Below are 26,836 nucleotides of genomic sequence, written 5' to 3'. Positions count from 1 at the left end.
TCAGATGAGTTTGACCCATTCTCAGGAGCGGCTTCCCGCCGCCGAGCGCATCGCCGTCCGGTGCGTCGACTCGGACGTCCACCCGGCACCCAAGCGCGGAGAGCTCCTCCCGTATATCCCCGAGCCCTGGCGCAGCAAATACTTCCTGACTCGCAACGTGGGTGAGCAGATCTACTACGACGCACCGGACTACGCGCACTCGTATGCGATGCGGGTGGACTCCTTCCCCGCCAACGGTGAGTTCCCTTGCAGCGACCCGGACTTGGCGTTTCGCCAGCTGATCATGGAGGCCGGTTCCGACATTGCGATCCTGGAACCGGCGGCGTACCCGGCGCGCATTCCCGAAGCGCAACACGCGATGTCGGCCGCGCTCAACGACTGGCAGGCCAATCACTGGCTGGACAGCCACAACAACTGGCACGAGCGGTGGCGCGGTTCGATCTGCCTGGCCATCGAGGAGCCGGAAGAGTCGGTACGCGAGATCGAGCGCTGGGCCGGACACCCGTTTATGGCGCAGATCCTGATCAAGGCCGAGCCGCGGCCGTCCTGGGGTCATCCCAAATACGACCCGATCTGGGCGGCCGCAACCAAGCACGACATCACGGTGAGTTGTCACCTGTCGCGCAGCCACTTCGACGAGCTGCCGATGCCGCCGGTGGGCTACCCGAGCTACAACCACGATTTCATGGTCACCTACTCGCTGTTGGCCGCCAACCAGGTGATGAGCCTGATCTTCGACGGAACGTTCGACCGGTTCCCGACGCTGCGGATTGTGTTCGTCGAGCACGCGTTCAGCTGGATCCTGCCGTTGATGTGGCGCATGGATTCGATCTACGAAGCCCGCAAGTCGTGGGTGGACATCAAGCGCAAGCCGTCCGAATACGTCAAAGACCACATCAAGTTCACCACCCAGCCGCTGGACTACCCCGAAGACAAGACCGAGCTGACGCGCGCGCTGGAATGGATGGAGTGCGAGAAGATTCTCCTCTTCTCCTCGGACTACCCGCACTGGACGTTCGACGACCCGCGCTGGTTGGTCAAGCACCTGCCCAAGCACGCCCGCGACGCGGTGATGTACAAGAACGGCATTGCGACTTACCACCTGCCCGAGACCGTTCCGGTTCTCGAGGGTCAGATCCGGGTGCTCTGAATTGACCACCCAAGAGGAAGGGGCAACCACGCGGCGCCCCGAGCCCCGACTCGCCCAGGGGCGCGAGCATGTTGTCGCCACCGTCGACGAAATCCCGCCCGGCACACACAAACTGGTGCCGATCGGACGTCACGGCGTCGGCGTCTACAACGTCAACGGCACCTTCTACGCCATCGCGAATTACTGCCCCCACCAAGGCGGCCCGCTGTGTTCGGGACGTGCCCGGGGACGCACGATCGTCGACGAGACCGCGCCCGGCGACTCGGTCATGGTGCGCGACCTCGAGTACATCTATTGCCCATGGCACCAATGGGGTTTCGAGCTGGCGACCGGCACCACCGCGGTCAAGCCGGAATGGAGTATCCGCACCTACCCGGTGCGTGTCGTCGGCAACGACGTTTTGGTACAGGCCTAACAACAGGAGAATCGGGTGCCTTCAATCGAGATCAACGGGGGAAATGTCGTCTACGAAATCCTCGGTGACTCAGGCGATCTCATTGCCCTGACACCAGGCGGCCGGTTCAGCATGGAAATCCCCGGCCTGCGTCCGCTGGCCGACGCCCTGGTCGCGGGCGGCTATCGGGTGTTGCTGTGGGACCGGCCCAACTGCGGCGCCTCGGACGTGCAGTTCTACGGGCAGAGCGAGTCCCACATGCGCGCCGAGACGCTGCACAAGCTGGTGACGGGTCTGGGCTTCGAGCGCTGCATCCTCGCCGGAGGCTCGGGCGGGGCAAGGGATTCCATGCTGACCGCGATGCTCTACCCCGAGATGGTCACCAAGCTCGTGGTGTGGAACATCGTCGGCGGCACCTACGGCACCTTCGTGCTCGGTTCGTTCTACATCATCCCCAGCATCCTCGCGGTGCGCGGCACCGGCATGGACGGCGTGGTGAAGGTCGCCGAATGGCGCGAACGCATCGAGGAAAACCCGGACAACAAGCAGCGATTCCTCGAATTCGACTCCGCTGAATTCCTCAAGGTGATGCTGCGCTGGCTCAACGCCTTCGTTTCCAAGCCGGGACAAACGATTCCCGGCGTCGAGGACGAGATGTTCGACCGGATCACGGTTCCCACCTTGATCATTCGTGGCGGCGAGAACGACATGGATCACCCCAAGCGGACGTCGCTGGAGGTCAGTTGTTTGATCAAGGGATCAAAGCTCATTGATCCGCCCTGGCCGGAGGACGCCTGGGAGCGCGCGTCCGAAGACCGCGCCGCGGGCAGGGTGCAGCATTTCAACATGTTCGACACATGGGTGCAGGCGGCGCCCGCGATCCTCGAATTCCTGGACTCGTAATGTCCCTACACGGTGCGAATGTGGACCTCGCAGTTGAGCGACGCCTCCAGCGCCGTGTGCACCCGGCTTTCCGGAATCCGCTCGAGGTCCTTCTCTTGGAGCGTCACGTGCACGACGTCGAAGCCGTCATCGCCGGGGGTCCGCTCGATGTCTCCGGTCAGCCCGAACGCGGACAGCACCCCGTGCGCGTCGTCGTCGGTCCCCCGGCTGACGAACGTGATCACACCCGGGCGGGGGACGGTGCCGAACGCCTTGGCGCACACATCGATTGCCGCTGTTTGCGCGGCCCCGCCGTCTTCGGCCGCGATGAGCAATTCGACCTCGCGACGGCGCACCGGCATGGCGGCCAGGTCGTTTTTGACGACGCCGGCACCCACCGCGGCGGCGAGCTCGTGGAGAGCTGCCATGCCGTCACGTAGTTGTGCGGGCGTGAGCCCGCTTTCCGGGTCGACATTGACACGCACCACCGCAGTTCGCATGTGTGCAAGCCTAACTAAGACGATGGCAGGCCAGCTTTGAACACCGCGCAGTCCACAATCACCACCGCCGTCCCCGCTGGGTGCTCACCGCGTCTGCTGTCCGGACAGACCGGCCGCGAAGACCTGGCCAGCTACCAGCAGGCCGGTGGCTATCAGCCAGTGACCGACACCGACGCGTTGCTGCGCGAGGTGGAGGCGAGCGGACTGGTCGGCCGGGGCGGTGCGGCCTTTCCGCTTGCGGTGAAGTTGCGTACGGTGCGCGAGAATGGGCGCCTGCTGGCGCACACCGGTGGTCCGGTCGTCGTCGCGAACGGCGAAGAGGGGGAACCGGCGTCGATCAAAGACCGCTGGCTGCTGCGCAATCGGCCGCACCTGGTCTTGGACGGACTTCGCTCGGCCGCGACGATTGTCGGCGCCGACCGCGCCTACATCTATGTGTCGGACCCGGAATCGGCGCACAGTGTCGAGACCGCACTCGGCGAACTGGGCCCCGACGCGCTCGGCATGACGATCATCATGCTGACGGTGCCGGCCGGCTACGTGGCCGGCGAGGAGACCGCCGCGGTCCGCGCGATCAACGGCGGCCCGGCCAAGCCAACGGATAAGCCGCCCCGCCCATTCGAGGCGGGCGTCGATGACCGGCCCACCTTGGTGAGCAATGTCGAGACCTTGGCCAACCTGCCCTACCTGCAGCTGCACGGCTCGGCCGCGTTCCGCGCGCAGGGCACGCCGTTGTCGCCGGGCACCTTCCTGGCCACCATCACCGGGGCCGGGCGCCCGCCGGTCCTCTACGAGCTCCCCCACGGCCTGCCGTTCACCGAACTACTTGCCCTGCATGGCGTTCCGGCCGACCAGGTGCGGGGAGCGTTGATGGGCGGCTATTTCGCCGGCCTGCTCAACCGCTCGGTGCTGGAGACAACGCTGGATCACGAGACGATGCGACGGGTGGGCAGCGGTCTGGGCTGCGGCGCGATCTCGGTCATCACGGATGACTGCCCCGTGGCGGTGGCGGCGTCGGTGCTGGCCTACTTCGACCGCGAAAACGCCGGCCAGTGCGGCTCCTGCTTCAACGGGACCGCGGCGATGGCCGCCGCGGCCGGCGCCCTGCGTGACGGCGCCGCGACCACCGAGGACGTCGAGCGGTTGCGCCGCTGGTCGGTGGTGCTGCGCGGACGCGGCGCCTGCGCGACCCTGGATGCCGCCACCAACGTGGCGGCCAGTCTGCTCGATCAGTTCCCGGACGAAGTCGGCGCGCATCTCGACGGCGGGTGCGCGGACTGTGCCCGCGGCGCATTCCACGCCGACCGTCCCTACGAGGCGGAAGCGGTGAGGCACGCATGAAAATCCGTCTGGACCGCACGATTTGCGACGGCTTCGGCATTTGCGCCAAGCACGCGCCGGGATACTTTTCGCTGGATGACTGGGGGTACGCATCCCTCATCGGGGACGGCACGGTGGCGGAGGCGGACCGCGACGCGGTCATGCGGGCGCTGCTGGACTGCCCCGTGCACGCCATCACTGAAATCGGTCAGCGCACCTCCCGTCCCCCTCAGCCGCCACTCACCGATGCCGAGGATCCGGCCGAGAACCTCAAAACCGAAGAGAACGAAGCGGAATGGGGATTCACGCGTTGAACTTCCGCGGGCCTGATTTTTAGCGACCATGCAACTCACCTTTGACACCGAGGTTGAAGCGTTCCGCGCGGAGTTCGTCGCCTTTCTCACCGAACACCTGCCGGCCGAGGCGCAGGCCGCGGAGCGCCCGTCGTCGACCTCGCACGTGCCCGAATGGTCGCGCCGCTGGCAGCGGCTCCAGTTCGACCACGGCTGGCTGCTACCCGGAAACCCGCCGGAATTCGGCGGTCGCAACGCCAACATCTTGCAGCAGTTCGTACACCGCGAAGAACTCTCGCGGCGAAGGATCTACCACTGTTTCAATCCCCAGGGCGTGGGCATCATCGCCGCGTCGCTGCTGTCCTTCGGGACCGAGGAGCAAAAGCAGCGCTGGGCCGTCCCGATCCTGCGAGCCGACCAGACCGCGTCGCTGGGAATGAGTGAACCGGGCGCCGGCTCCGACCTCGCTGGGCTGCGGACCAAGGCCGAATTGGTGGGCGACCACTTCGTGGTCAACGGGCAGAAGGTGTGGACCTCGGGCGCCCATGACGCCGACGTCATCCTGACGTTCGTTCGCACCGACCCGAATGCGCCCCGGCACAAGGGGATCAGCGCGCTGCTCATCCCGACCGAAACCCCCGGAGTGGAACGCCGCCCCTTCGCATCGGTCTATGACCGCGACGAACTGGACTTCAACGAGGTGTTCTTCAATGATGTCCGCGTGCCGGCGGACAACCTGGTCGGCCCGCTCAACGGCGGCTGGCGGGTGGCCAACGGGTCGCTCGGCCACGAACGCACCCTGATGTGGATGGCATTCGCGAACCGGCTCGAGCAATTGCTCGAGGACTACCGGCCGGCCGACGCGGTGAACGCGGACCACTACGCCACCATCGTGATGGACTACTACGCGCTGCGGCTGCTCGGTTCGGCGGCGCTGGGGCGCGCTGCCCGCGGCGACGTCGACGTCGCCGCTTTGTCGGTGCTGAAGGTCTTCGGTTCGGAGGCCGAGCAGAGCGCGCTGCGGCACGCGCTGGACGCGGCCGGTGTCGACGGATTGCGCGACAAAGGGCTCACCGCGCCTCACAACCCCTACGCCCCGGGCCTTTTCACCGCCTCCTGGTTCGCCCGCTACATCAGCAGCTACGCGGGCACCATCGCCGGTGGCACGTCGGAGATTCAGCGCAACATCATCGCGCAGCGGGTCCTCGGCCTGCCGGCGCGCTGATCACAACTCGGGGCACACGGACGACAGGAACTCGTGGGTGCGACGTCGCGATTCGGCGCGCTCGCCAGCGTCCTTGCCCAGCGGCACAATTCGCGCCGCCAAGTCGGTCACGCCGGCGTCACGGTAGCGGTGCAGCCGAGCGAGAATCGTCGACTCATCACCGGCGGCCATCGTGTCGCCGACGTCCTCGGCGTCGCCGTGTTCCAGCAGCCGCACGTAGTTCGGCGAGAAATCCGCGTGCCCGAGCACCTCGCTGGCGTAGGCGCGGGCATCGCCGATCTCGTTGGCCGAGCACAGTGCGACGGGAACACCGGCGACGATTCGTGGCGCGGGGTGCCCGGCCCCGGTCGCCGCTGCGGTGATGCGCGGGACGACGTGGTCGCCGATCGCCCGCTCGTCGGCCATCCAGAGGATCGTGCCGCCGGCCCGCTCGCCGGCGAGCCGCAGCATCGCTGGTCCCAGCGCCGACAGCAACAACGGCACGCCGTAGGAGTCCGTGACATCCACCGGCGAATGGACGCAATAGCTTTCGTTGTCGACGTCCACGGTGCCGGGCCCGGCGAACGACGCGGAGAGCACGTCGAGGTAGTCGCCCATCAGGCGCGCCGGGCGGTCGTAGGGCAGCCCCAGTTGACCGCTGACGATCCAATGGTGGGACGGACCGATGCCGAGCGTGAATCGCCCACCGCACGCGATCTGCGTGGTCAGGGCTTGTTGCGCCATGATCATCGGATGGCGCGTCTGAATCGGCACGACCGCCGTCCCGATCTCGATGCGCTCGGTCGCCTGCCCGATCAGGGCCACGGCGGTCATCGCGTCGAGGTAGCCGGGAACCTGCGGAATCCAAAACGCGGTGAAGCCGGACCTTTCGGCCCCGGCACCGTCATCGATCAACCCGGCCAGCCGGTCAGCACGCGAGCGCTCCTTGTCGGAGCCAACCATCAAGCCGACGCGCATGCGACCCTCGACTTCCCTTGCCTAGGGGACATATCGGTCCCACTCGTAGGGCACTACCGCGAAAAACGGTGCGGCGAACAAGGGTTCAACGCCGCCATCGGCCCAGCGGTCGGCCAGCACCGATCGCATCCGCTCCGCGGTGGCGACCGGGTCGTCGTCCAGGAAGCAGTACGTGATCGACTGATTGTCCTGCGCGCTGGCCAGTTTGGCGTCGACCTGGCGCGATAGCGCGGACCAGACACCGGTGACACCATCGACGTCGAGCAGCGGGTCCACCGATGCCGATCCGCGTTCGACCAACAAATACACGCCCCGCGCGGGCAACCAGGGCAGGACGTCGGATCCGGCCTTGATCCGGGGCGCCGCCGCCTTGCGCTGGGCGTCGTACACGCCGCGCTCCACCGGTGGCAGCAAGGGCAGCTTGCGACCGGCGTTGCCCAGCGCGGTGGACAATTCGTTGAAATCGTGCAGGCCTGCGGCGTCGGCGAAGAAGTAGGTCATCACGTGATCGACCGCGTTCAACCGCCCGTCGGTGAGCGCGCGTGCGGAACGGCACGCCGGCGTGGACACCAGCCGCAGCGAGGCGCGCACCGCGGCCAGACGGTGCTGTTCCGGGCGGTGGTCCAGGGTGTGCCAGCGGAGGTATTCGGCGTCCTTGCCCTCGGGGTGGCGCGTCGCCATGGACACGAACAAGGTGGTGATCCCGCCGTTGCCGGTGGCGAGGACCTCGGTGACCTCGTCGGAGGGTGTGCCGGGTAGATGCATCGCGTTCGTCCTCAGGCTCGTGTCGTATCGTGCTGGGGCAGCGTTATTTCGGGATGACGGGCCGCAATCATGCGGCGGAAGCCCTCACGCCACGGCACCTTTGTGCGGCCGAGCACCTCGTGCATGTGGGTGACGTCCGGCCACAGCGGCGTGTGCGCGTCGGGCGTGTATTCGAAGATGGGCTCGACGCCCGTCAACTCGCCCATGAAGGTGCAGTAATCCTCGACGCTGACCGTTTCGCTGCCGGCCCAGTTCACCACGACCGGCGGCGTCGCGGCCACTTCCATGGCGCGGATGCCGAGTTCCACGTAGTCGTCCTCATAGATCGGGTTGTAGTTGTTCGGCTTGTCGGGGTGCAGTCGAATGGGCTTGCCCGCCAACATCGCATCGAGCCGGTCGGCGGGCGCACCGCCCTGCGGCCCGTACGTCGAACAGATCCGGATGATGGTCAGCGGAATCTGAAAATGCCTGGCGATCCACGTGCAAACCGACTCTGCCGCCACCTTGGAGAAGCTGTAGTTGGCGCGCAGCGGCACCCCCGGTGGGTCGGCCTCGGTCAACGGTCGCCGTCCCTGGTAGGCGTAAATCGAGCCGGTCGAGCACAACACGAAGCCCTTGGCGGCGCGGCAGTGGTGGAGCAATTCGCCCGACATCTGCGCATTGGTTTCGACGCAGTGGCCCCAGTCGTCTGCGCCCGGGTCGACCGCCGCGTGAAAGACGTAGGTGAAATCCCCGGGGAGACCGGCGAAGTCGCCGGTGCCGACGTCGAGCGCGACGGGTTTGATGCCGGCCTCGACGAGTTTTTCCCGGGCTGCGGCATCTCGCAGGCGTGCGGCGCCCCACACCTCGTTGCCCGCTGCCGCGAGGGCGCGCGCGATGGGAAACGCGATCTTGCCCGTTGCCCCCGTGATCAGGATCTTCTCCGTTTCGAGCAACCAGGCCTCCGAATGTTAAGTACTTGATAACACGCTTGGAGCATAACTCTCGGCCGAAGCGAAATTCCACGGCAGAGCGCGTTCGGTCTCGTGTCGCCCGCAGCTGAACTTCTCCTGGTCGTGGCGGTCTCCACGGAATAAGCTAAATCCGCCAACGTCGGAAAGGCCCCGATAGGAGGCCCACCATGCAGTGGATTGTTCGTCGTTTGACCGCCGGCATTGCGGTCGTCTTCGGGGCGATGGCGGTCGGGGTGATCGCAACCCCGGCGATCGGCTGGGCGGAGTGCGATCGCAACATGTCGTGGAATCGGACGACCGAGGAGTGCAAACCGCCGCCGCCACTGCCGGACTGGTACACCGCCCCGCCGGAATACGCGCCGCCGTTTGCCGCGCAGGATGTGCCGCCACCCCCTCCACCGCGGCCATCGTGGTCACCGAACGAACCGATGTGGAATGCCGGTTTTCAGCAATGGGGTACCTATTTCACCGGCACCTGGGTGCCGTACTGACGGTGCTCGCACGGCAGGTGCGGTCTAGATCGTGCCTGCTCGCAAGTGATAACGTGATTCTCCGATTCGTATAACGGCCCTACCGAGTTGGCCGTGTGACGCACCGGAGGTGACGTGTCAGCAGCACCCGGCCGCCCATTGCCCCTGGTCACGCAGGAGAACGAATTCTTCTGGACCTCGGGCGCCGACGGAAAGCTCCGGCTGCAGGAATGCAAAAGCTGCGAATCGCTGATCCATCCGCCGGCGCCGGTATGCCGGTACTGCCGCTCACTGGACGTCGGGGTGCGGGCCGTCTCTGGCAGGGCGACCGTCGCGGGATTCACCATCAACCATCGATTCAGCCTGCCCGGGTTGGCGGCGCCGTATGTGATCGCCCACGTCGCGATCGAGGAAGACCCCCGGGTTCGCCTGACCACCAACATCGTCGAATGCGATCCCGACGAGCTTGAACTCGGCCAACGGGTCGAGGTCGTCTTCGAGCAGGCCGAGGACGTGTGGTTTCCGCTGTTTCGGCCCGTCTCAGGCACCGAGCCCGGTCAGCTGCCCAGCGACGAGATCGCGCCCGAGCGCTTCGGCGAACACGTCCGGCCCATGCTCACCACGGAGAAGTTCGAAGACAAGGTCGCGCTGACCGGGATCGGCATGTCGCCGATCGGGCGCCGCTTGATGCAGCTGCCGCTGGCGCTGACCGTGCAGGCCTGCGAGGCGGCCATCGCCGACGCCGGCCTGACGTACGCCGACATCGACGGCCTGTCCACCTACCCCGGCGCGATCAATGTCGCCGGTTTCGGGGAGGGCGGCGTCACCGCCCTCGAGGCCGCGCTGGGTATTCGGCCGGCGTGGCATAACGGCGCCATGGAGACGTTCGGGCCCGGCGGCTCGGTGATCGCCGCGATGCTTGCGGTCGCCTGCGGGTTGGCGCGGCACGTGCTGTGCTTTCGGACGCTGTGGGAAGCGACCCATGGCGAGCTGATGAAGCAGGGCAAGATCGCCCCATCCATGGGCCGAATGTCGGGCTGGCAGATGCCATTTGGCGCGACCTCGGCCGCGCACACGCTGGCGATGAACGCGCAGCGGCATTTTCACCGTTACGGCACCACTAAAGAGACGCTGGGCTGGATCGCGCTGAACCAACGCGCCAACGCCGAACTCAACCCGACCGCGATCTACCGCTCTCCGATGACGATGCAGGACTACCTCGACGCGCGGCCGATCACCACGCCTTTCGGCCTCTATGACTGCGACGTGCCCTGCGACGGTGCGATCGCCGTCATCGTCTCCGCCGCCGACGCCGCCCGCGATCTGGCGAAGCCGCCTGTGCTGGTGGAGGCGGTGGGAACGCAGATCGTCGAGCGAATCGATTGGGACCAAAGCACTCTCACGCACGAGCCGCAGGTACTGGGCCAGGCGGCGCACATGTGGACGCGGACCTCGCTGCGACCCGCCGACGTCGACGTCGCCGAGCTGTACGACGGGTTCACCATGAACTGCCTGTCCTGGATCGAGGCGCTCGGATTCTGCGGGATCGGTGAGGCCAGGGAGTTCCTGGACGGCGGCAAGAACATTGCCCGCGACGGCCAGACCCCGCTCAACACGCACGGCGGCCAGCTTTCGCACGGCCGCACCCACGGCATGGGTCTGCTGCACGAAGCCGTCACCCAATTGCGTGGGGAGGGCGGCCACCGCCAGGTCGCCGACGCGCGTGTCGGGGTCGTCAGCAGCGGCGGGCTCACGCCCAGCGGCGTGATCCTGCTGCGGTCCGACACGTGAGCGGCGCATGAGTACCGCCCCCCGTCCCCGACTCGTCATCGTCGACGGGGTGCCGATGTCGGCGATCGTCGCCGAAGCCGCCGACCCGAGGGCCGTGATCGTGGCCATCCACGGCGGGGGGACGACTGCCGTCTACTTCGACTGTCCCGGCCACCCGTCGTCCTCGCTGTTACGCACCGGCGCCGCAGCGGGATTCACCGTCGTCGCACTCGACCGGCCCGGGTACGGCAGTTCGGCGCCTTATCCGGAGGCGATGGCCGAACCGCAGCAGCGGGTCGATCTCGCGTACGGGGCGGTGGATCGCATCCTCGGGCAGAAGCCGCGCGGTGCCGGGCTGTTCCTGATGGGCCATTCGGGCGGCTGCGAACTCGTCATGCGAATGGCGTCGCAGCGAGGGGCTGAGCGCGGCGCGGATCTGCTCGGCGTCGAACTGGCCGGGACCGGGCGGCACTATCACCCCGCGGCCCGCGACATTCTCAAGGCGGCGACGCGCGAGCGCCGCCCCGCGGGATTGCGTGACCTGTTGTGGCAGCCCGAGAACCTCTATCCACCCGAGGTTCTCAACGGGGCGACGGTCTCCCCGACCGCCCCGTCCTACGAGGACCAGATGGTGTCGAACTGGGCCCGCCAGGACTTCCCGGCGCTCGCCCCGACCATCCGCGTGCCGGTGCAGTTCAGCATCGCCGAGCACGAAAAGGTATGGCAGAACGACCCTTCGGCGATGGACGAGATCGCGGAGCTGTTCTCCGCGACACCGCGGTTCACCGTTCATCGGCAACCCGATGCGGGACACAACATCAGCCTGGGCCACACGGCGCCGGCCTACCACGCCAAGGTTCTGGCGTTTGTGGACGAATGCGTGGGTGACCGTCCGGATTCGCCCGACTCGGCGGGCGTGACGACACAGTCACGTTCGGACGCGAACGTGACGATACAGTCACGTTCGGCGGACGACGACGCCGATTTGGAGGCCGGTTGATGCGCGTCGGATTCATCGGGTTGGGCAGTCAGGGCGGGCCCATGGCGCGGCGGATCGCCGAGGGCGGCTACCCCACCACACTGTGGGCGCGCAGGCCGGAGTCGTTGGAGGCGTTCGCCGACGCCCCGGCCAAGATCGCCGGTTCGCCGGCCGAGCTCGCCGCGGCCAGTGACCTGGTCTGCCTGTGCGTCGTCGGCGACGCCGACATCGACGAACTCACCGGCGGCGAAGGCGGATTGCTGTCGGCGATGCAGCCCGGCGGCATCATCGCGGTGCACAGCACGGTGCACCCCGAGACGTGCCGAGAGCTGGCGAAGCGCGCTGGGGCGGTCGGTGTTTCGATCGTCGACGCGCCGGTGAGCGGGGGCGGCGGCGCGGCGGCCGAAGGCCGCCTGCTGGTGATGGCCGGCGGTGACACCGAAGCCGTCGAGCGCTGCCGCCCGGTCTTCGAAACCTATGCCGATCCGGTCGTCCATCTCGGCGAGCTGGGTTCGGGGCAAACCACCAAGCTGCTCAACAACTTGCTGTTCACCGCCAACCTCGCCACCGCGGCGACCGCCCTGTCGCTGGCGGACGCGCTGGGTGTCACCCCCGAACGTCTCACCGAGGTCGTCTCCCGCAGCAGCGGAAATAGCTTTGCGCTCAATGCCCTTGGTGGTATCGGCGGGCTGGATCGGCTGGCCGGTGTTGCCGGGGGGCTGCTGCAGAAGGACGTCCGGCTGGTCGTCGACCTCGCCGACCAGGCCGGGGCCGACGGCGGCGCCGTGCTCGCGGCGGCCGACGCGGCGCTGACGCTGATGGAGCACCCCCGTTGAGGGTCGGCTTCGTCGGCGCGGGACGGATGGGCCGGCCCATGGTGCGTCGTCTGGCCGCGGCCGGTCATGATGTCCACGCGTTGGGCCGGACCGCCGAAAAGCGCCGCGAGCTCGAGCAACTGGGCGCGCACCCCGTCCATGATGTGGCTGATGCCGGCGCGCACGTCGACGTGGTGGTGCTTTGTGTGTTCACCGATGAACAGGTGCGCCAGGTGTGCCTCGACGGCGGATTGCTACCGGCCATGTTGTCGGGTTCGGCGCTGGTGGTGCACACCACCGCCAGCCCAACCACCATCGAGGCCCTCGCCGCGCGCGCCGCTCACGTCGATGTCGTCGACGCCGCGGTCAGCGGAGGCCCGCACGACATCGCGGCCGGCCGGCTCACGCTATTCGCGGGCGGCGCCGACACCGCGGTCGACCGCGTACGACCGGTGCTGAATTGCTACGGAGATCCGGTCCTGCACGTCGGGCCCGTGGGTGCCGGCCAGAGGGTGAAGCTGGTCAACAACGCCCTGTTCGCGGGCCAGATCGGCCTACTCGCGGAGGCCATCCGGCTGGGCGAACGCCTCGGCGTGCCCGAATCGACGTTGCTGAGCGCCCTGGGCCATGGCAGCGCGACCAGTCGCGTGCTCGACCTCGTCGCGGCAGGCGGGTCCGTCGCGTCGTTCATCGAGGTAACCGGCGACTTCGTCGGCAAGGACGTGGCCGTCGTCCGCGATGTCGCCGCGGAACTGGGCAGCGACCTGGGCGCGCTGGATGACGTCATCACGGCGATCGACGCCGCGAAGATGGTTTGAGATGCCAGCGTTTTGGTCTTTCCGGTTCGTCATGAAGGTATTACCGTTAGCGTTACAGTCAGGGACTCCGCTGTAAAGGTTTCAGCCCGACCTCGCCGCGCAGGAGGATGCAGTGACAAAACCGAAGGTCGTCTTCGATCCGTACTCCGAGGACTACTTCAACAACCCGTTCGACATCTATCGGCGGATGCGCGAGGACGCGCCCCTGTATTACGACGAGAAAGAGGACTTCTACGCCCTGACCCGCCATGACGACGTGTCGGCCGCGTTCAAGGACTTCGAGACCTATTCCTCGGCGCGCGGCTGCGACCTGGCGATGGTGCGCCGGGGTATCACCCCCGAACAGAAGTCGATCATCTTCATGGATCCGCCGGAGCATCGCCACATGCGCAGCCTGCTCAACAAGGCGTTCACACCGCGGGCGATTCAATCGCAGCGCGAGACCATCATCGAGGTGATCGACAAGTACCTGGGGGCCGTCGACTCCGACAACTTCGACGTCGTGCAGGACTTCTCCGGGCCCTTCCCGGTCGAGGTCATCACCCGGATGGCCGGGGTGCCGGAGGAATACCGTCAGCAGGTCCGCCACTGGATCGACACCAGCCTGCATCACGAGCCGGGCCAGATCGAGGTCAGCGAAGCCGGCATACAGGCCAACATCGACACGGCGATGTACTACTTCAGCCTGGTCCAGGAGCGGCGCCAGGAGCCGCAGGACGACATGATCAGCCGGCTGATCGCGGCCGAGATCCCGGGCGAAGACGGCGAGCTGCGCAAGCTCGACGACATCGAGATCTGCGGGTTCGCAACGCTTCTGGGCGGCGCGGGCGCCGAGACCGTCACTAAGCTGATGGGCAACGCGGCGGTGATCTTCGCCCACCACCCCGACCAATGGCAGAAGCTGCAGGAGGATCGCGACAAGATCCCCGGGGCGGTGGAAGAGCTACTGCGCTACGAGGGCCCGGTGCAATACAACGTCCGCTACACCCTCAAGGAGGCGCACGTCAGTGGCGGCGTCATTCCGGCAGGCAAACCGGTGTTCCTGTGCGGCGCCGCGGCCAACCGCGACCCGGAGGCCTTCACCGATGCCGACACCTTCGACATCGAGCGCGACCAGACCGAGGCGCAGCACCTCGGTCTCGGGTACGGGATTCACAGCTGCCTCGGCGCCGCGCTGGCCCGCCTGGAAAGCAGGATCGCGCTCGAGCGACTGCTCGACTTCATGCCGCGCTACGAGGTGGACTGGGCCGGGTGCAAGCGGGTGAACATGCAAAACGTGGCGGGCTGGAAGAACGTGCCCGTCAAGGTACTTCGCTGAGGGGGCCACGATGACGAAGAAGATTGAAGTCGATTGGGGACTCTGCGAGAGCAACGGTGTCTGCATGGGCATCAACCCGGAGATCTTCGAGCTCGGTGACGACGACATGTTGACCGTCCACCAGGAAGAGGTCACGCCGGAGAACGAGGCGGACGTGCGCGAGGCCGTCCGTCAGTGCCCCCGGCAGGCAATCTCCATCGTCGGAGAGTAGCGATCAGAATCCGGACAAGATGACGGCGTTGCAGTCGGCCGCCGACTGGCGCAGCTTCGCCGCCTTCTGATAGCCCTCCGACTCGTACCACGCGCGCGCGGCATCCACCGATTCGAATTCCAGGACGACGGTCTGGTCGCCGTGCCAGTCCCCTTCGATCACTTTGGGCGCCGTGTCCACCGCGAGAATCGTGGCACCGCTCATCGCCGATCCGGCCGCCTGGGCGTACGCCTTCATGCCCTCCGGGTCCTTGATCGCCTCTGTCAGGATGACATAACCTTTTGCCACGCCGAATCTCCTTGCCTGCCTGTGGATTAGTTACTTCTCGCTGATCGCCTGCTCGGGACAGCACTGGATTGCTTCCCGCGCATCGGCCTCCAATTCCGTTGGGACATCGGAATCTATCGCTTCGGCGTAGCCGTCGTCAGTCAGGCTGAACACGTCGGGACACAGCGTCAGGCACATCCCGTGGCCGCGACATCGCTGATCGTCTACCCAGACCCTCATGCCAGCGTGAACTCCAGGTGCAGTTCGGTCAGACCGCGCAGGATGTACGTCGGAACATATTGGTAGCGGCGGTCATTCGCCGGACCGTGCTTGTCCTCGTTGATCCTGATGTCGGTCGTGCGGTCGAGCAGCCGCTCGAGCGCCACCCGGGTTTCGGCCCGCGCCAGCGGCGCGCCCGGGCAGCTGTGAATTCCGCGGCCGAACGAGATGTGCTGCCGGGCGTTCTTGCGGGCCGGGTCGAAGGTGGCGGGGTCGTCGAAGCGGCGCGGGTCGCGGTTGGCGGCGGCCTGCACGATCATCACGGTGGTGCCGGCGGGCAGGTCGACCCCGCCGACGTTGGCGGGCACCCGGTTCATCCGGAAGTCGCCCTTGACCGGGCTCTCGTGGCGCAGCGACTCTTCGATGAAATTCGGCAGCAGGCTGCGGTCCTTGCGCAACTGCGCCTGGATGTCGGGCCGCTCGCCCAGGGTTTGCAGCGCGGCGCCGAGCAGCCGCACGGTGGTCTCCTGGCCCGCAGAGAAGACGTTGGCGGCCACGCGCGCGACGTCTTCGACCTCGGGAATCGAGCCGTCGGGGAAGGTGGCGGTCGCCAGGCCGGTCAGCACGTCGTCGCGGGGCTCGCGGCGGCGGTCGGCGACGTAGTCGGAGAACAGGCCGTAGAGGAATTCCAGCGGGCTGTGGGCCAGTGACTCCTTGCCGGTGCCGCCGACGCCGCCGCCGGAATGTTCGCGGATGCCCTTGACGAATTTGTCGCGATCTTCCATGGGCACCCCCAGTAGATCGGCGATCACCAGCAGCGTGAAGGGGCCGGCGAAGCCCTTGATCCACTCGCCGTGGCCGGGCGCCAGGAACTCGTCGAGCGCCTGGTCGGCGAGCGCCCACATCGCGTCCTCGTTCTCCTTGAGGCGCTTGGGGGTGATCAGCCGCATCAGCAGGGAGCGGTGGTTGGTGTGGGTCGGGGGGTCCAGCGTGGGCAGCTGGTCACTGAAGGGCAGCTCGTCGCGGTGCCGCTCGATCAGGTCGGTGATGTCACTTTCTCCCAGACCTTCCAGGGATACCGGGAAGCCGGGGAAAGGCCCGGTCACCGAGATGCACGACGACCACGTCTCGGCGTCGTTGAGCACCGCGCACGCCTCGTCCCAGCCGGTGATCATCGTGACGTCGTGATGGCTTTCCCGCGTGACGGGGCACCGCTGACGCAGCGCCTCGTAGAAGGGGTACGGGTCCTCGATGAGCTCGCTGCCGCGGAAGAAGTCCAACTCGGAGAATTCCTTCGTCATCTCCTGCTCCTTGAATCTCGGCTAGTGAGAACGTGCCTCTCGAAGATGAGTATTACATTTCCATAGGGGCGCGGCGGTCGTCAACGCGGGTCCTGCCACGGCACGCCCAAACCAGCGTTCATGCCCGCCGCCGGCGGCACGACCGGTCAGCTGGCGGGCACCAGATCGGCGGCCACCGACGGCCACGCCAAGAGCCCGCTCCGGAAGGTCTCGACGTGACCGACCGGCAGGTGCGGGGCCCCCGCTGCGTCCGCGGCGGCCGCCAGGGCCCGGGCCTTGAACGTCTGCGCGGCCATGCTCAGCTGGTGTTGCACCAGGCCGACGCTTTCGTCGAGTTCGGACGGCCAGTTCTCGCCCCACAGCGTCACCTCGGTGACGCCGTGATCGAGGGCCTGCAGCACGCCCTGGCGCACCCGCGGGTCGCAGCCGAACAGGTCGGCCGCCGCCGCCAGGGCCTGCGGGCGGGGCCGCGATTGCGCCGACGTGAGGGCGTCCTCGAGGTCGATCACCCGGGCGCCGACGATCTGCAGGGGCCGGACGTCGGGGTGGTCGGCGACCAGGACGGTGACGTCCCATCCCGCCATCGACCGGTCGAAGATCCAGCCGCCGGCGAATCGCACCACGTCGATGACGGTGGCGGCGACGATGTCGAGCCGGTATCTCATGTCGTCGCGGGTCTCTTCGTGGGCGCGAAGTCCCGCGCCAGTGTCTCGGCGTACTGCTTGAATACCTCGGGTAGCGGTATCGAAGGATCGAGCAACCATGTGGTTTCCATTCCGTGGACGAAGGCGAGGATTTCCACTGCCTTGACGGCGGGGTCGATGTCGTCGCGGTACCGGCCATCGGCCTGACCGCGACGGATGAGGTCGGCAACGATGTCGGTCGCGGCGCGGTGGCGGGCCAGCATCCGGTCGTGCAGCGGTGCCTCGGGAAGGATGTTCTCCACCAGCAGCACCGTGAACGTGCCCACCAGCTCGGGGGCGCGGTGGAACCGGTCGGCGACCTGGGTGATCTGGTCGAAAAGGTCGCCGGTCCGGTCCGCGTGGGTGTCGTCGTCGAGGTCGCGCGCGTCGAGCACGGCGTGCAGCAGCTGCTCCTTCGATTCGAAGTGATGCAGCAGCCCCGCCGGGGTCACGCCGGCTTCACCGGCGATCTGGGCGAGCGTCGTGCTGCGCCAACCGTTGCGGGTCAGGAGGCGCTGGGCGACGTCGAGGATCCGCTGCTTGCGGTCCTCGCCCTTGGCGAGAAGCGTGTCGTAACGCCGTGCGACGGCCAACCGGACTCCCTGAAGCGACTGGTGCGATCGGTGAGCTGAACCAACCTAGTGAACACACAGTAGGTTAGTTTGACCGCTGTGACAAGGGTCACCGGGGGTGGCTTTTCGTGAGTGGGGTCGCTGCTAGCCGACGAGCTCGACCAGCGTCGCGTTGGCGGTCCCGCCGCCCTCGCACATGGTCTGCAGCCCGTACCGAATCCCGTTGTCGCGCATGTGGTGCGCCATGCGGGTCATCAGCACGGCACCCGAGGCGCCGAGCGGGTGGCCCAGCGCGATGGCGCCGCCCAGCGGATTCATCCGGGCGGGGTCCGTACCGGTTTCCGCCAGCCACGCCAGCGGGACGGGCGCGAAGGCCTCGTTGACCTCGAACACGCCCACGTCCGACAGCGCGACGCCGGCCTTGCTGAGCACCTTCTCGGTCGCCGGAATGGGGCCGGTGAGCATGAGCACCGGATCCGCCCCGGTGACCGCGCCCGCCACGTACCGCACGATCGGGGTCAAACCCAGCTCGACCGCCATCTCGGCGGTGGTCACCAGAAGCGCGGCGGCCCCGTCGGAGATCTGCGAGGAATTGCCGGCGTGGATCACGCCGTCCTCGGCGAAGGCGGGCTTGAGCGCGGCCAGCTTTTCCACGCTGCTTCCGCGCCGGACGCCCTCGTCGGCGGCCACCACGTTGTTCTCGGCCCCGTCGGCGAACACCGGCACAATCTGGTCGGTGAACGCGCCGGCGTCCTGGGCCGCGGCCGCCCGCTCGTGGGACTCGACGCTGTACTCGTCGAGCCGGGTGCGGGAGAAGCCCCACTTTTTGGCGATCATCTCCGCAGACAGACCCTGGTTGAAGGAGAAATCGTCATAGCGGGCAAGCACTTTCGGGCCATAAGGCATGCCGGAGGCGCGCGCCGAGCCCAGGGGGACGCGGCTCATGACCTCGACACCGCCGGCCACGACGACATCCTGCTGGCCCGACATCACCGCCTGTACGGCGAAGTCCAGCGCCTGCTGGCTGGAACCGCAGGCGCGGTTGACGGTGGTGCCGGGAATGCTTTCCGGCCAGCCGGCGGCTAACACGGCGTAGCGGCCGATGTTGCTGGACTGGTCGCCCACCTGGGAGACACAGCCCCACACCACGTCGTCGATGATCTCGGGGCCGATGCCGGTGCGTTCCACGAGTTCGTTGAGGACGACCGCGGACAGATCGGCGGCGTGCATGCCCGAAAGCGCGCCGTTGCGCTTGCCGACGGCGGTGCGCACGGCGTCGACGATGACTGTTTCACGCATATCTCTACTCCGATTGTTTCTCGCCCGAATCCGGTTCCACGCCGGATTTTGCTAGGGCCCACCGACCAGTAAACGACGGCTCCCGCCGTTCGGCGAAAGCGGCATAGGCCGCCGCGGCGTCCGCGGTGGCGAAGTTGACTCCCTGCGCGCGGGCCTCGTTGGCGAGCGCGTCACGCAAGGTGCGGTCGGCGCCCTCGTTCAGCAACGCTTTGGTGTGGGCCAACGCGATCGGCGGCCCGGCCGCGAGCCGGTTGGCGAGATCCGTGACGAAGGCGTCGATCTCCGCGGCCGACACAACCCAGGTCACCAGGTTCAGCGCGCACGCCTCTTCGGCATCGATCGTGTCCGCCAGCAAGGCGAGCCGCTTCGCCTGTTGCAGGCCAACGATTTTGGGTAGCAGCCAGGAGCCACCGAGATCAATCGACAGCCCACGCTTCGAAAAGATCTGACAGAACGTCGATTCCGGGGTCGCGACCACCAAGTCACAACCCAGCGCGAGATTCCATCCGGCCCCGACGGCCACCCCGGTCACCTTGGCGACCGTCGGAATCGAAAGCTCGTGCAAGGCCAGCGCCACGTCGGTCAGGCGCTGCAACTTGTATTTCGGATGGATGTCCTCGGGCACCGAGATGTCGGCCCCCGAGCAGAAGCTGCCCCCGGATCCGGTGAGCACGAGTGCGCGCACGCTCTGATCACGACCGGCGGCATCGAGTGCGTCGCGCAGGGCAACCCACAATTCCGGGTTGATCGCGTTCTTGCGCCGCGGCCGGTTCAGCGTGAGAATGCGCACCCCGTCATGGTCGTGCGACAGCAACAACGGGCCGTCGCCCCCAAAAGCGGAAGTCATCGGTGTCGAGCGTGCGTCACATCACCACGCCGCCGTCGACCGGCGGCACCCGCCCGGCATCAGTAGCTCCTCGGCAGCTTCAAAACGTTGGCTCCGAGGAAATTCAAGATCATCTCCTGGCTGACCGGCGCGATCTTCATCAACCGGGCTTCACGGAAGTAGCGGGTGATGTGGTACTCCTCCGCGTAACCCATGCCGCCGTGAGTTTGCAACGCCCGGTCCGCGGCGGTGAAGCCGGCATCGGCGCACAGGTACTTGGCCGTATTGGCCTCGCGCCCACAGGATTTGCCGTTGTCATACAGCCAGGTGGCCTTGCGCAACATCAGCTCGGCGGCATCGAGCCGGGCCAGGGAATCGGCGAGCGGGAACTGCAGGCCCTGGTTCATTCCGATGGGGCGGCCGAAGACCTCGCGCTCGTTACCGTATTTCACCGCCTTCTCCAGAGCCACCCGGCCGATGCCGAGCGCCTCGGCGGCGATCAGCATCCGCTCCGGGTTCAAGCCGTCAAGGATGTACTGAAATCCCTTGCCCTCCTCGCCGACCCGGTCCTCGACCGGCACCTCGAGGTTGTCGATGAACAGTTCGTTGGAGCTGACGGCGTTGCGACCCATCTTGCGGATCGGGCGGATGTCCACCCGGCTCCGGTCAAGGTCGGTGAGGAACAGCGTCATCCCGTCGGTCTTCTTGGTGACCTCGTCATAGCTCTGCGTCCGGGTCAGCAACAGGATCTTGTCGGATTCCATCGCCTTGGAGATCCACACCTTGCGGCCGTTGACGATGTAGCGATCGCCGTCGCGCTTGGCGAACGTCGTGATGCGGGAAGTATCAAGCCCCGCACCGGGTTCGGTCACGCCGAAGCAGACGTGCACCTCACCGGTCGCGACCGCGGGCAGCGTGCGGGCCTTGAGTTCATCGGAGCCGTGCACCACCACGGGCTGCATGCCGAAGATGGACAGGTGGATCGCGCTGGCCGCGTTCATGGCGCCGCCGGACTTGGCGACCTCCTCGAGCAGGATGGTCGCTTCGGTGATTCCCAGGCCGTGGCCGCCGTATTCGGTGGGGATGGTCATTCCCAACCAGCCGCCGTCGGCGATGGCGCGGTAGAACTCGGTGGGGAATTCGTGCGCCTGGTCTTTTTCCATCCAGTACTGGTCGTCGAACTTGCGCGCCAATTCCGCAACCGACCGACGGATCAATTCCTGGTCATCGGTCAGCTCAAAGTTCATTCCACCCACGGGTGGCACCTTTCTTCAGCGCGAGCAGACGCAGAATCGCACGATACCGTCCAAACGATGCGATTCTGCGTCTGCTCGCCGGGCTTAGTCCTTGTTGCCGCTAAGCGCTTTGGCGTTGGCCGCGAAATCCGCGAAGGACGAGCCGCCTCGGCCGTCCTTTTCGTGGCCCTGGGCCTTGATGGACACGTCGTGCCCCTCGGCGGCCTTGCGCAGCGCACCAACGGTCGCCTGTTCGCGCGAAATGTGCGTGAACGGGTCGAACGAGTACCAGCGCATGGCGTTCTCGTAGGTCATCTTGTTGATCTCCTCGTCGGGAACGTTGTTGATCGACAAGACATCCCAGAGCTCTTCGGGCGCACCCGGCCACATCGAGTCGCTGTGCGGGTAGTCGGCCTCCCAGCAGATGTTGTCGATGCCGATCATGTTGCGCAGCGCCACGCCGACCTTGTCGCTGATGAAGCAGGTCAGGAAGTGATCGCGGAAAACCTCGCTGGGCAGCTTGCCCTTGAAGTCCTGGTGCGTCCACGCGGAGTGCATCTCGAAGGTCCGGTCGGCGCGCTCCAGGAAGTACGGAATCCAGCCGGTTCCGCCCTCGGACAACGCGATCTTGAGGTCCGGGTACTCCTTGATCGGCCGCGACCACAACAGGTCGGCGGCCGCCTGCACGATGTTCATCGGCTGCAGCGTGATCATCACGTCCATCGGCGCATCCGGCGCGGTGATGGCCAGCCGCCCCGAGGAACCGATGTGCACGTTCATCACCATGTCGGTGTCCACCAAGGCTTTCCACAGCGGGTTCCAGTACTCGTCGTGGAAGCTGGGATAGCCCATCGCGGCCGGGTTCTCGGTGAAAGTGAGCGCGTGCACACCCTTCTTGGCCACCCGGCGCACCTCGGCGGCGCACGCCTCGGCGTCCCAGATGACCGGTATCGCCATCGGGATGAACCGCGCCGGGTAGGCGCCGCACCACTCGTCGATGTGCCAGTCGTTGTAGGCCTGCACCAGCGCGATCGAGAAGTCGTTGTCGTCGGTGGCGAACAGGCGCCCCGCGAAGCCGGGGAACGACGGGAAGCAGATCGAGGCCAGGATGCCGCCGGCGTTCATGTCCTTGACGCGCTCGTCCACGTTGTAACAACCCGGGCGGATCTCGTCGAGCCCCGTCGGCTCGATGCCGTACTCCTCTTTCGGCCGGCCGGCCACCGCATTCAGCGCGACGTTGGGGATGACGGTGTCGCGGAACTTCCACATGTCCGACCCGTCGGCGTTGTGGACCAGCCGCGGCGCGTCGTCCTGATACTTCTTCGCCAAGTGGTTCTTGAACATGTCGGGCGGCTCCACGGTGTGGTCGTCGACGCTGATCAGGATCATGTCTTCTTTGTTCATGGCCGTCCCTTTCGTCGGTTCCACCGAATCGATCACAGCCTCGGCGAATCGCTGTCCCGTGCCAAGATCACTAAAATGAAAACTATCTTCTCGCCAGGCGAGAATCAACATCCAGCGGTTGCTGCTCCGGCCCGCACCGTCCTGACCAGCGACCGAAGGAACCGGCGGATTCGCCGGCGCCGAGCATCAATGCCGTGAGGTAGGACTGGCGCGACGCAGCGGCGCGGCGGCGCCGCCCCCATCAGTGAGGACAGCGACCAACCCGACCGCCGCGCAGGCCAGGCGGTGACCCGACCCGGGGTCGCGCGACACGCCGGCATTGACCGGGCGCACGTTTCGTGCCAGTCTGTTAGTTGCAAATGAGAATCTGATTCTCTTTCACCGAGAGGACACTGCTGATGCGCTTGCAGCCGCTCCCCGCCGATCAGTGGGACGAGGCTACCCAGCAGGCCCTCTCGGCCATGCGTGAAGCGGACACCAACAACGCGCTGTCCACGCTCGCGCACCACCCCAAGCTGGCCAAGGCCTTTCTCCGATTCAATGTCCACCTGCTGACGTCGTCCACGCTGCCGCCACGCATCCGCGAACTGGCCATCCTGCGGGTGGCCCACCGCCGGCAATGTGCCTACGAGTGGTCCCACCACTTCCGCATGGCCAAGGAAGAAGGGATCACCGAGGACCAGATCGCGGCGGTGCAGCGTGGGGAGGCCCTCGACGAGTTCGACCAAGCCGTCATCACCGGGGTCGACGAGCTCGACGATAAGTCGGAACTGTCCGACCACACGTGGGCGGCGCTGGGCGAGCGTCTCACCGACCAGCAACGCATGGATTTCGTCTTCACGGTCGGCTGCTACGCCCTGCTGGCCATGGCCTTCAACACTTTCGGCATCCAGCCCGAACACGCCACCCCAGCCGCTACCAACGTCGAATAAGAGGAGTAAGAACGTTGCCGCACTTCCCCAAGCCAGCCGCCGGCAGCTGGACAGAAAACTATCCCGAACTGGGCACCGATCCGGTCGACTACACCGACTCGATCGATCCCGCGTTCTTCGAAGCCGAGCGCGACGCGGTCTTTCGGCGGATGTGGCTGAACGTCGGCAGGGTCAACCGGCTCCCCCGCACCGGCAGCTACTTCACCAGAGAACTGCCGTCGGCCGGCAAGGGCACGTCGGTGATCATCGTCAAGACCAAGGACGGGTCGGTCAAGGCCTATCACAACGTCTGCCGCCACCGCGGAAACAAGCTGGTGTGGAACGACTTTCCCAACGAGGAGACCTCAGGCACCTGCCGGCAGTTCACTTGCAAGTACCACGCCTGGCGCTACAACCTCGACGGTGACCTGACCTTCATCCAGCAGGAAGAAGAGTTCTTCAACGTCGACAAGGGCGACTACGGGCTGGCGCCCGTCCGCTGCGAGGTGTGGGAAGGGTTCATCTTCATCAACTTCGACGACAACGCGGCGCCGCTCACCGATTACCTCGGGCCGCTGGCCAAGAGTATCGAGGGGTACCCCTTCGGCGAGATGACGGAGGCCTACTCCTACCGGGCCGAGGTCGGCAGCAACTGGAAGCTGTTCATCGACGCGTTCGTCGAGTTCTACCACGCGCCGATCCTGCACCAGGGGCAGTACACCAAGGAAGAAGCTGCCAAAATCCAGAAGTTCGGCTACGAGGCGCTGCATTACGAGGTGGCCGGTCCGCACAGCCTGCAGTCGACGTGGGGTGGTCAGTCGCCGCCCCCGGACATGTCCATGGTCAAGCCCATGGACCAGGTGTTGCGCAGCGGGTTGTTCGGCCCGTGGGACAAGCCGGAGATCATCGAAAAGCTCGACCTCCCTTCGGGTGTCAACGTCAAGCGGGTGCCGCAGTGGGGCATCGACTCGTGGCTGTTCTACCCGAACTTCATGCTGCTGATCTGGGAGCCCGGCTGGTACCTGACCTACCACTACTGGCCGACCGCGGTGGACAAGCACATCTTCGAGTCCACGCTGTATTTCGTCCCGCCGCGCAATGCGCGGGAACGCCTGGCCCAGGAGTTGGCCGCGGTGACGTTCAAGGAGTACGCGCTGCAGGACGCCAACACCTTGGAAGCGACCCAGACCATGATCGGCACCCGGGCCGTCAAGGAGTTCCTGCTGTGTGACCAGGAAGTCCTGATCCGCCATCTGCACCACACGACCGCCAACTACGTCAAGGAGTACCAGCGCAATGGCGCTACCGTCTGAATTCGCCGCCCTCGAGCCCTATTTGGATTGGGACCTGGCCACCGAGCCCGAGCGCTACGCCAAGCGGCTCGCCTCGACGATGCCACAGATGCAGCAGTTCTACGACGCCGCGTTCCCGTTGCTCAACGACGTGATCGCCTACTGCGACAAGTTTCCGCTGGACGACCTGCCGGATGACGCAAAGACCCTGATGCACATCATGCAATCCTTGGTCATGGTGTCATTCCCGATCGAGGCATGGAAGCAGCCGCGCGTCCCCGACAGCGGCGCGGCGTGGGTGGAAGTGCTTCGGGAGCCGGTGATCTGACACGTGCTGACGCTTAAGGCAGCCGGGCTGCTCGACGTCGATGCCGGCGAGATCGTTCGGCCCGGCATCGTGCGGATCGAGGGCGACCGGATCGTCGGTGTGGGGGGTGAGCCGGAAGGCGAGCTCATCGATCTCGGCGACCAGATCCTGCTGCCCGGGTTGATGGACATGGAGGTGAACCTCCTGATGGGCGGGCGCGGGGAAACGCCCGGGCTCTCCCAAGTGCAGGACGACCCCCCGACGCGGGTGCTGCGTGCGATCGGCAACGCCCGACGTACGCTGCACGCCGGGTTCACCACCGTGCGCAACCTCGGCCTGTTCGTCAAGACCGGCGGCTACCTGCTGGATGTCGCGCTGGGCAAGGCGATTGACGCGGGCTGGATCGACGGGCCCCGAATCGTCCCGGCGGGCCACGCCATCACGCCCACCGGCGGGCACCTGGACCCGACGATGTTCGCCGCATTCATGCCGGGGGCACTCGAGCTCACGGTCGAAGAGGGCATCGCGAATGGGATCGACGAGATCCGCAAGGCGGTGCGATACCAGATCAAGCACGGCGCCGAATTGATCAAGGTGTGCGTTTCCGGCGGTGTCATGTCGCTGACCGGTGAGGCTGGTGCACAACACTATTCGGACGAGGAACTGCGCGCGATCGTTGACGAGGCACACCGGCGCGGGCTACGCGTCGCCGCGCACACGCACGGGGCGGAAGCGGTCAAGCACGCGGTCGCGTGCGGTATCGACTGCATCGAGCACGGCTTCCTCATGGACGACGAGGCCATCCAGATGCTGGTCGACAACGACCGGTTCCTGGTGACCACCCGCAGGCTCGCCGAGGCGATGGACGTGTCCCGCGCACCCAAGGAGTTGCAGGACAAGGCCGCCGAGATGTTCCCGAAGGCGAAGACATCGGTCAAGGCCGCCTATGAGGCCGGCGTGAAGATCGCGGTCGGCACTGACGCGCCGGCAATACCGCACGGCAAGAACGCCGACGAACTCGTCACGCTGGTGGACTGGGGCATGCCGCCGCTGGCGGTGCTGCGCGCGGCCACCACCACCGCGGCCGAGCTCATCAACTCGACCGACCGCGGCCGACTGGCGCAGGGCCAGCTCGCCGATATCATCGCGGTGCCCGGAAACCCGTTGGAAGACATCACCGTTACCCGAAACGTCAGCTTCGTGATGAAAGGCGGCAAGGTCTATGTCGACAAATCAGCCTGACAGCGGCCCAACCAGAACTGACGACCTCGTCGAGATCCAGCAGCTGCTCGGCCGCTACGCCGTGACCATCACCCAGCAAGACATCGAGGGTCTCGTCGCGGTCTTCACCCCGGACGGTACCTACAGCGCGTTCGGCGAAACCTACAGCCTGAACCGGTTCCCGGAACTGGTGGCCGCGGCCCCAAAGGGCTTGTTTCTCACCGGAACCGCGGTGGTCGATCTCGACGGTGATGTGGCCAGCGGGACCCAACCGCTGTGCTTCATCGACCACTCCAGCCATGACATGCGGATCGGTTACTATCGCGACACCTATGTGCGGACCGCCGACGGGTGGCGCCTCAAGACTCGCGCGATGACCTTCATCCGCCGCAGCGGTGTGCACGATTCCGGGCGCCCGCACGCCATCGGGCGTCCCGCCGGTGACTCGGCGGCCCAGGCGACGACCTAAGGAGCCCACC

At 66.4% G+C, this 26,836-nt stretch carries 31 protein-coding genes; 18 read left to right on the top strand and 13 right to left on the bottom strand.

Annotated features, from left to right (window positions below; genetic code table 11):
* Nucleotides 1-4: 4 nt before the first annotated feature.
* The 3 genes from G6N26_RS21835 to G6N26_RS21825 are packed head-to-tail and all read left to right on the top strand — an operon-like array spanning nucleotide 5 to nucleotide 2,447.
* A complete protein-coding gene (locus G6N26_RS21835) occupies nucleotides 5-1,150 on the top strand; it encodes an amidohydrolase family protein (protein WP_067165349.1) in 1,146 nt (381 codons plus the stop codon).
* Nucleotide 1,151: 1 nt separating this feature from the next.
* Complete coding sequence (locus tag G6N26_RS21830) at nucleotides 1,152-1,565, top strand: Rieske (2Fe-2S) protein (RefSeq protein ID WP_064933395.1); 414 nt, start codon at nucleotides 1,152-1,154, stop codon at nucleotides 1,563-1,565.
* Nucleotides 1,566-1,580: 15 nt separating this feature from the next.
* Nucleotides 1,581-2,447 carry an alpha/beta fold hydrolase gene (locus G6N26_RS21825; RefSeq protein WP_067165354.1) on the top strand — a complete coding sequence of 289 codons (867 nt, stop codon included), beginning with the start codon at nucleotides 1,581-1,583 and terminating at the stop codon, nucleotides 2,445-2,447.
* Nucleotides 2,448-2,452: 5 nt separating this feature from the next.
* On the opposite strand, the gene G6N26_RS21820 is transcribed toward G6N26_RS21825, so the two are convergent.
* Nucleotides 2,453-2,926, bottom strand: a complete 474-nt coding sequence (locus G6N26_RS21820; protein ID WP_083015030.1) for a hypothetical protein — start codon at nucleotides 2,924-2,926, stop codon at nucleotides 2,453-2,455.
* A gap of 36 nt (nucleotides 2,927-2,962) precedes the next feature.
* Here G6N26_RS21820 and G6N26_RS21815 point away from each other — a divergent pair, with 36 nt between their 5' ends.
* From G6N26_RS21815 to G6N26_RS21805, 3 genes are read left to right on the top strand one after another with little or no spacing between them, the layout of a single operon-like run.
* On the top strand, nucleotides 2,963-4,267 hold the full coding sequence (locus G6N26_RS21815) for an NADH-ubiquinone oxidoreductase-F iron-sulfur binding region domain-containing protein (protein WP_067165360.1): 1,305 nt from the start codon (nucleotides 2,963-2,965) through the stop codon (nucleotides 4,265-4,267).
* A complete protein-coding gene (locus G6N26_RS21810; RefSeq protein WP_067165364.1) occupies nucleotides 4,264-4,560 on the top strand; it encodes a ferredoxin in 297 nt (98 codons plus the stop codon). The genes G6N26_RS21815 and G6N26_RS21810 overlap by 4 nt, the downstream gene beginning before the upstream one ends.
* A gap of 28 nt (nucleotides 4,561-4,588) precedes the next feature.
* Nucleotides 4,589-5,764 (top strand): acyl-CoA dehydrogenase family protein, encoded by a 1,176-nt coding sequence (locus tag G6N26_RS21805; protein WP_067165367.1) that lies wholly within the window; start codon nucleotides 4,589-4,591, stop codon nucleotides 5,762-5,764.
* Here the strand turns inward: G6N26_RS21805 and G6N26_RS21800 are convergent, their stop codons facing one another.
* From G6N26_RS21800 to G6N26_RS21790, 3 genes are read right to left on the bottom strand one after another with little or no spacing between them, the layout of a single operon-like run.
* Nucleotides 5,765-6,721, bottom strand: a complete 957-nt coding sequence (locus G6N26_RS21800; protein ID WP_083015026.1) for an LLM class F420-dependent oxidoreductase — start codon at nucleotides 6,719-6,721, stop codon at nucleotides 5,765-5,767.
* A 21-nt stretch (nucleotides 6,722-6,742) separates the two neighbouring features.
* Nucleotides 6,743-7,486 carry a hypothetical protein gene (locus G6N26_RS21795; RefSeq protein WP_083015023.1) on the bottom strand — a complete coding sequence of 248 codons (744 nt, stop codon included), beginning with the start codon at nucleotides 7,484-7,486 and terminating at the stop codon, nucleotides 6,743-6,745.
* A gap of 11 nt (nucleotides 7,487-7,497) precedes the next feature.
* Nucleotides 7,498-8,421: an NAD-dependent epimerase/dehydratase family protein gene (locus tag G6N26_RS21790; RefSeq protein ID WP_083015019.1), complete on the bottom strand. Its 924-nt coding sequence runs from the start codon at nucleotides 8,419-8,421 to the stop codon at nucleotides 7,498-7,500.
* Between the two features lie 185 nt (nucleotides 8,422-8,606).
* Here G6N26_RS21790 and G6N26_RS21785 point away from each other — a divergent pair, with 185 nt between their 5' ends.
* The 7 genes from G6N26_RS21785 (at nucleotide 8,607) to G6N26_RS21755 (ending at nucleotide 14,820) form a co-directional block, all read left to right on the top strand.
* Nucleotides 8,607-8,930: a hypothetical protein gene (locus tag G6N26_RS21785; RefSeq protein WP_067165380.1), complete on the top strand. Its 324-nt coding sequence runs from the start codon at nucleotides 8,607-8,609 to the stop codon at nucleotides 8,928-8,930.
* A 114-nt stretch (nucleotides 8,931-9,044) separates the two neighbouring features.
* On the top strand, nucleotides 9,045-10,700 hold the full coding sequence (locus G6N26_RS21780) for a thiolase C-terminal domain-containing protein (RefSeq protein WP_083015016.1): 1,656 nt from the start codon (nucleotides 9,045-9,047) through the stop codon (nucleotides 10,698-10,700).
* A 7-nt stretch (nucleotides 10,701-10,707) separates the two neighbouring features.
* The gene (locus G6N26_RS21775; RefSeq protein ID WP_083015012.1) at nucleotides 10,708-11,679 is read left to right on the top strand and encodes an alpha/beta hydrolase; all 972 of its coding nucleotides are present in this window, start codon (nucleotides 10,708-10,710) and stop codon (nucleotides 11,677-11,679) included.
* Nucleotides 11,679-12,494 (top strand): NAD(P)-dependent oxidoreductase, encoded by an 816-nt coding sequence (locus tag G6N26_RS21770; RefSeq protein WP_083015009.1) that lies wholly within the window; start codon nucleotides 11,679-11,681, stop codon nucleotides 12,492-12,494. The genes G6N26_RS21775 and G6N26_RS21770 overlap by 1 nt, the downstream gene beginning before the upstream one ends.
* 38 nt (nucleotides 12,495-12,532) lie before the next feature.
* Entirely contained in the window at nucleotides 12,533-13,291 is a 759-nt protein-coding gene (locus tag G6N26_RS21765; RefSeq protein WP_232067624.1) for an NAD(P)-dependent oxidoreductase, read from the top strand.
* Between the two features lie 112 nt (nucleotides 13,292-13,403).
* Nucleotides 13,404-14,609 (top strand): cytochrome P450, encoded by a 1,206-nt coding sequence (locus G6N26_RS21760; RefSeq protein WP_067165393.1) that lies wholly within the window; start codon nucleotides 13,404-13,406, stop codon nucleotides 14,607-14,609.
* 10 nt (nucleotides 14,610-14,619) lie between these two features.
* A complete protein-coding gene (locus G6N26_RS21755) occupies nucleotides 14,620-14,820 on the top strand; it encodes a ferredoxin (RefSeq protein ID WP_065031025.1) in 201 nt (66 codons plus the stop codon).
* Between the two features lie 3 nt (nucleotides 14,821-14,823).
* Here G6N26_RS21755 and G6N26_RS21750 read toward each other — a convergent pair whose 3' ends face one another.
* The 9 genes from G6N26_RS21750 to G6N26_RS21710 all read right to left on the bottom strand — a co-directional run bounded on the left by G6N26_RS21750 (nucleotide 14,824) and on the right by G6N26_RS21710 (nucleotide 22,626).
* Nucleotides 14,824-15,057, bottom strand: a complete 234-nt coding sequence (locus G6N26_RS21750) for a DUF1330 domain-containing protein (protein WP_232067623.1) — start codon at nucleotides 15,055-15,057, stop codon at nucleotides 14,824-14,826.
* Between the two features lie 81 nt (nucleotides 15,058-15,138).
* A complete protein-coding gene (locus G6N26_RS21745; RefSeq protein WP_067165400.1) occupies nucleotides 15,139-15,327 on the bottom strand; it encodes a ferredoxin in 189 nt (62 codons plus the stop codon).
* Nucleotides 15,324-16,607, bottom strand: a complete 1,284-nt coding sequence (locus G6N26_RS21740) for a cytochrome P450 (protein WP_083015001.1) — start codon at nucleotides 16,605-16,607, stop codon at nucleotides 15,324-15,326. The genes G6N26_RS21745 and G6N26_RS21740 overlap by 4 nt, the downstream gene beginning before the upstream one ends.
* 146 nt (nucleotides 16,608-16,753) lie before the next feature.
* A complete protein-coding gene (locus G6N26_RS21735) occupies nucleotides 16,754-17,272 on the bottom strand; it encodes a hypothetical protein (RefSeq protein ID WP_067165407.1) in 519 nt (172 codons plus the stop codon).
* On the bottom strand, nucleotides 17,269-17,883 hold the full coding sequence (locus G6N26_RS21730) for a TetR/AcrR family transcriptional regulator (protein WP_067165411.1): 615 nt from the start codon (nucleotides 17,881-17,883) through the stop codon (nucleotides 17,269-17,271). The genes G6N26_RS21735 and G6N26_RS21730 overlap by 4 nt, the downstream gene beginning before the upstream one ends.
* A 123-nt stretch (nucleotides 17,884-18,006) precedes the next feature.
* The gene (locus G6N26_RS21725) at nucleotides 18,007-19,161 is read right to left on the bottom strand and encodes a thiolase family protein (protein WP_067165415.1); all 1,155 of its coding nucleotides are present in this window, start codon (nucleotides 19,159-19,161) and stop codon (nucleotides 18,007-18,009) included.
* 4 nt (nucleotides 19,162-19,165) lie between these two features.
* Nucleotides 19,166-20,008: an enoyl-CoA hydratase/isomerase family protein gene (locus G6N26_RS21720; RefSeq protein WP_083014998.1), complete on the bottom strand. Its 843-nt coding sequence runs from the start codon at nucleotides 20,006-20,008 to the stop codon at nucleotides 19,166-19,168.
* Between the two features lie 59 nt (nucleotides 20,009-20,067).
* Complete coding sequence (locus tag G6N26_RS21715; RefSeq protein WP_067165421.1) at nucleotides 20,068-21,234, bottom strand: acyl-CoA dehydrogenase family protein; 1,167 nt, start codon at nucleotides 21,232-21,234, stop codon at nucleotides 20,068-20,070.
* A gap of 93 nt (nucleotides 21,235-21,327) precedes the next feature.
* On the bottom strand, nucleotides 21,328-22,626 hold the full coding sequence (locus tag G6N26_RS21710) for an amidohydrolase family protein (protein ID WP_083015187.1): 1,299 nt from the start codon (nucleotides 22,624-22,626) through the stop codon (nucleotides 21,328-21,330).
* Nucleotides 22,627-23,024: 398 nt separating this feature from the next.
* On the opposite strand from G6N26_RS21710, the gene G6N26_RS21705 reads away from it, so the two are divergent.
* The 5 genes from G6N26_RS21705 to G6N26_RS21685 are packed head-to-tail and all read left to right on the top strand — an operon-like array spanning nucleotide 23,025 to nucleotide 26,826.
* Nucleotides 23,025-23,558: a carboxymuconolactone decarboxylase family protein gene (locus tag G6N26_RS21705; RefSeq protein WP_083014994.1), complete on the top strand. Its 534-nt coding sequence runs from the start codon at nucleotides 23,025-23,027 to the stop codon at nucleotides 23,556-23,558.
* A gap of 14 nt (nucleotides 23,559-23,572) precedes the next feature.
* Nucleotides 23,573-24,850, top strand: coding sequence for an aromatic ring-hydroxylating oxygenase subunit alpha (locus G6N26_RS21700; protein WP_083014990.1), 1,278 nt, complete (start codon nucleotides 23,573-23,575; stop codon nucleotides 24,848-24,850).
* Nucleotides 24,834-25,157: a hypothetical protein gene (locus G6N26_RS21695; RefSeq protein WP_083014987.1), complete on the top strand. Its 324-nt coding sequence runs from the start codon at nucleotides 24,834-24,836 to the stop codon at nucleotides 25,155-25,157. Before G6N26_RS21700 ends, G6N26_RS21695 begins: the two co-directional genes overlap by 17 nt.
* Before the next feature lie 3 nt (nucleotides 25,158-25,160).
* On the top strand, nucleotides 25,161-26,378 hold the full coding sequence (locus tag G6N26_RS21690; RefSeq protein WP_083014983.1) for a metal-dependent hydrolase family protein: 1,218 nt from the start codon (nucleotides 25,161-25,163) through the stop codon (nucleotides 26,376-26,378).
* Nucleotides 26,359-26,826: a nuclear transport factor 2 family protein gene (locus G6N26_RS21685; protein ID WP_067165438.1), complete on the top strand. Its 468-nt coding sequence runs from the start codon at nucleotides 26,359-26,361 to the stop codon at nucleotides 26,824-26,826. The genes G6N26_RS21690 and G6N26_RS21685 overlap by 20 nt, the downstream gene beginning before the upstream one ends.
* Nucleotides 26,827-26,836 lie beyond the last annotated feature (10 nt).

The sequence above is a fragment of the Mycobacterium marseillense genome (genome assembly GCF_010731675.1).
In the GTDB taxonomy this organism is placed as follows: Bacteria; Actinomycetota; Actinomycetes; order Mycobacteriales; family Mycobacteriaceae; genus Mycobacterium; species Mycobacterium marseillense.
This window is presented reverse-complemented; position numbering and strand designations above follow the sequence as displayed.

Bases quoted from the DNA above. Each gene is read 5' to 3' on its own strand.
- G6N26_RS21770 (WP_083015009.1), top strand. From the start codon at position 11,679: ATGCGCGTCGGATTCATCGGGTTGGGCAGTCAGGGCGGGCCCATGGCG.
- G6N26_RS21695 (WP_083014987.1), top strand. From the start codon at position 24,834: ATGGCGCTACCGTCTGAATTCGCCGCCCTCGAGCCCTATTTGGATTGG.
- G6N26_RS21740 (WP_083015001.1), bottom strand. From the start codon at position 16,607: ATGACGAAGGAATTCTCCGAGTTGGACTTCTTCCGCGGCAGCGAGCTC.
- G6N26_RS21800 (WP_083015026.1), bottom strand. From the start codon at position 6,721: ATGCGCGTCGGCTTGATGGTTGGCTCCGACAAGGAGCGCTCGCGTGCT.
- G6N26_RS21755 (WP_065031025.1), top strand. From the start codon at position 14,620: ATGACGAAGAAGATTGAAGTCGATTGGGGACTCTGCGAGAGCAACGGT.
- G6N26_RS21720 (WP_083014998.1), bottom strand. From the start codon at position 20,008: ATGACTTCCGCTTTTGGGGGCGACGGCCCGTTGTTGCTGTCGCACGAC.
- G6N26_RS21765 (WP_232067624.1), top strand. From the start codon at position 12,533: ATGGTGCGTCGTCTGGCCGCGGCCGGTCATGATGTCCACGCGTTGGGC.
- G6N26_RS21820 (WP_083015030.1), bottom strand. From the start codon at position 2,926: ATGCGAACTGCGGTGGTGCGTGTCAATGTCGACCCGGAAAGCGGGCTC.
- G6N26_RS21835 (WP_067165349.1), top strand. From the start codon at position 5: ATGAGTTTGACCCATTCTCAGGAGCGGCTTCCCGCCGCCGAGCGCATC.
- G6N26_RS21725 (WP_067165415.1), bottom strand. From the start codon at position 19,161: ATGCGTGAAACAGTCATCGTCGACGCCGTGCGCACCGCCGTCGGCAAG.
- G6N26_RS21685 (WP_067165438.1), top strand. From the start codon at position 26,359: ATGTCGACAAATCAGCCTGACAGCGGCCCAACCAGAACTGACGACCTC.
- G6N26_RS21795 (WP_083015023.1), bottom strand. From the start codon at position 7,486: ATGCATCTACCCGGCACACCCTCCGACGAGGTCACCGAGGTCCTCGCC.
- G6N26_RS21705 (WP_083014994.1), top strand. From the start codon at position 23,025: ATGCGCTTGCAGCCGCTCCCCGCCGATCAGTGGGACGAGGCTACCCAG.
- G6N26_RS21810 (WP_067165364.1), top strand. From the start codon at position 4,264: ATGAAAATCCGTCTGGACCGCACGATTTGCGACGGCTTCGGCATTTGC.
- G6N26_RS21785 (WP_067165380.1), top strand. From the start codon at position 8,607: ATGCAGTGGATTGTTCGTCGTTTGACCGCCGGCATTGCGGTCGTCTTC.
- G6N26_RS21805 (WP_067165367.1), top strand. From the start codon at position 4,589: ATGCAACTCACCTTTGACACCGAGGTTGAAGCGTTCCGCGCGGAGTTC.
- G6N26_RS21715 (WP_067165421.1), bottom strand. From the start codon at position 21,234: ATGAACTTTGAGCTGACCGATGACCAGGAATTGATCCGTCGGTCGGTT.
- G6N26_RS21775 (WP_083015012.1), top strand. From the start codon at position 10,708: ATGAGTACCGCCCCCCGTCCCCGACTCGTCATCGTCGACGGGGTGCCG.
- G6N26_RS21710 (WP_083015187.1), bottom strand. From the start codon at position 22,626: ATGAACAAAGAAGACATGATCCTGATCAGCGTCGACGACCACACCGTG.
- G6N26_RS21750 (WP_232067623.1), bottom strand. From the start codon at position 15,057: ATGAAGGCGTACGCCCAGGCGGCCGGATCGGCGATGAGCGGTGCCACG.
- G6N26_RS21745 (WP_067165400.1), bottom strand. From the start codon at position 15,327: ATGAGGGTCTGGGTAGACGATCAGCGATGTCGCGGCCACGGGATGTGC.
- G6N26_RS21735 (WP_067165407.1), bottom strand. From the start codon at position 17,272: ATGAGATACCGGCTCGACATCGTCGCCGCCACCGTCATCGACGTGGTG.